This window comes from Allostella sp. (assembly GCF_041913585.1).
Classification (GTDB): Bacteria; Pseudomonadota; Alphaproteobacteria; order ATCC43930; family Allostellaceae; genus Allostella.
This window is the reverse complement of record NZ_JAYSFE010000277.1, coordinates 1-2,024: the sequence shown is the minus strand read 5'-3', so window position 1 is coordinate 2,024 and position 2,024 is coordinate 1. Positions and strand designations below refer to the sequence as shown.

Here is a 2,024-nt window from a genome sequence, read left to right as displayed (position 1 = left end):
AGGCGAGGCCGCGGTCGGCGATGTAGTGCCGGCCGGCCGCCTTGGTGTCGTAGATCAGGCCGGTCCAGTGGGCGGCGAAGCCGCCGTCGGCGACGACGACGCTCTCGGCCGGCATCACCTGGTTCAGCCCGTGGCAGAGGCGCGCCATGTTGATCGGCCGCTCCGTCGAGAGCAGGCGGGCGCTGGCCTCCTCCCGCCACTTCGCCATCCGCACCGGGATTTCCGCGAGATAGTCCCGGCGCTCGCCGCGCAGGCGCGGCGCATCGTCGGCGAGGGCGTCGGCCAGGTCGTCGAGGCCGGCGGCGGCATCGCCCCAGAGCGCCACGTCGGTCCGCTGGTGGCGGCCGATCTCCTCGGCGACGATGTCGAGATGGATCATCGGCACGCCCGGCGGGATCAGGGCATAGCGCTTGGTCGCGATCTCGCCCAGCTTGCAGCCGACCACCAGCAGGCAGTCCGACGCCGCGATCAGGTCGTTGGCGATGCGCGAGTAGCGGCCGAAGAGGCCGACCGACAGCGGATCGGTGCAGGCGATCGATCCCTTGCCGCTCATGGTGTGGGCGACCGGGATGCCGCAGCGCTCGGCCAGCCGCTGCAGCGCCGCCTGGCCGGCCGACAGGTGGACGCCGCCGCCGACCAGCAGCAACGGCCGCCGGGCCCGGGCGAGCAGGGCGGCCGCGCGCTCGACCGCGGTCCGGTCGGGCCGGCTGCGGCGCGAGGGCGCGACCAGCGTGTCGGCCGCGATCTGGAAGTCCTCGGCCTGGAACTCGTGCTCGCCGTGGCAGACGTCCTCCGGCACGTCGAGCAGCACCGGGCCGGGCCGGCCGGAGGTCGCGACCGCGAAGGCGCGGCGCATCAGCTCCGGAATGCGGCTCGTCAGCTCGATCCGGATCAGCTCCTTGACCGCCGGCCGCAGGATGTCGACCTGCCGGCACTCCTGGGTCATGTTCTTCCAGGAATGCGCCCGGTGCGAATCGCCGGCGATCGCCACCATCGGGGTTCCCGCATTCAGCGATTCGACGAGCCCGGTGACGAGGTTGGTGGCGCCCGGTCCGAGCGTGCCGTCGCAGACGCCGGGCCGGTTGGTGACGCGCGCATAGGCGTCGGCGGCGAACGCGCCGTGGCGTTCGTCGTTGATGAGGAAGTGCCGCAGCCCGAGCTGGTGCAGCGCGTCGTAGAACGGCAGCAGCTGGAAGCCGCCCATGCCGAACATCGGGCCGGTGCCGGCCAGCCGCAGCATCTCGGCCATCGCCCGGCCGCCGTTCATGCGGCCGGAAGGTACGTTCGCCAGTTCGGACATGGTCTTGGAGCTCAACCCTTGTGGTGGGCGGCGAGCACGAGCTCGCAGAACTCGGGCACCGGCATGTCGCGCCGCGCGCCCAGCGCGGCCGCCTTCTGATTGGCGTAGGACAGCCGACCCGTGGCCCAGGCCGAGCGCGCGTCGCCGATGCGGGCGGTCTGGTGGCTGACGGTGGCGGCGGCGATGTCGCGCACGTTGAGCGCCGGCAGTCGGCCGACGCCGGCGCGGTCGATGCCGAGGCCGGCGTCGTTGAAGACGGCCGCCAGCACGTCGGCCTTGATGGCGAGCGCCGGGTTGCCGCCCATCAGCCCGCCATGGGAGCCGGTGACGACGATGTGCCCCGCATCCTCGGGCACGACCAGGGACGCGGAATCGAGCCCCCAGACCTTCGGGCCCGCGGCATTGTCGCGCAGGAGGACGCGGGCCTCCTCGGCCGGCGGCGGCGGTGAATCCTCGGCCGGGGTCATGGCCGCGACCATCCGGGCGGCGCAGTCGCGCACCTTGAGGCCGGGAACGCAGCCGATCTGCCGCGCCGGCCCGTTGGCGTGGCCGATCAGCCCGCGGTCGACCATGTCGCGCGCGTCGCCGATGCGGCAGGAGGAATGGTAGACGGCCGCCGCCGGGATGCCGAGCCTCTCGAGATAGGCGAGCCCGCCGATGCCGGCCTCGTCGAGGCCGTCGCCGGCCACGTTGTAGATCGCCGCGCGCCCGGCGCCGCGCGCCC

2 protein-coding genes are annotated in these 2,024 nt (G+C 73.5%); both read right to left on the bottom strand.

Annotated elements, in window-relative coordinates:
- Positions 1-1,300 (bottom strand): thiamine pyrophosphate-binding protein (locus ACE3Q3_RS24170; RefSeq protein ID WP_374450389.1); only part of this gene is annotated, 1,300 nt, incomplete at its 3' end.
- Between the two features lie 11 nt (positions 1,301-1,311).
- On the bottom strand, positions 1,312-2,024 hold a 713-nt coding region (locus ACE3Q3_RS24165), incomplete at its 5' end, for a hypothetical protein (protein ID WP_374450387.1).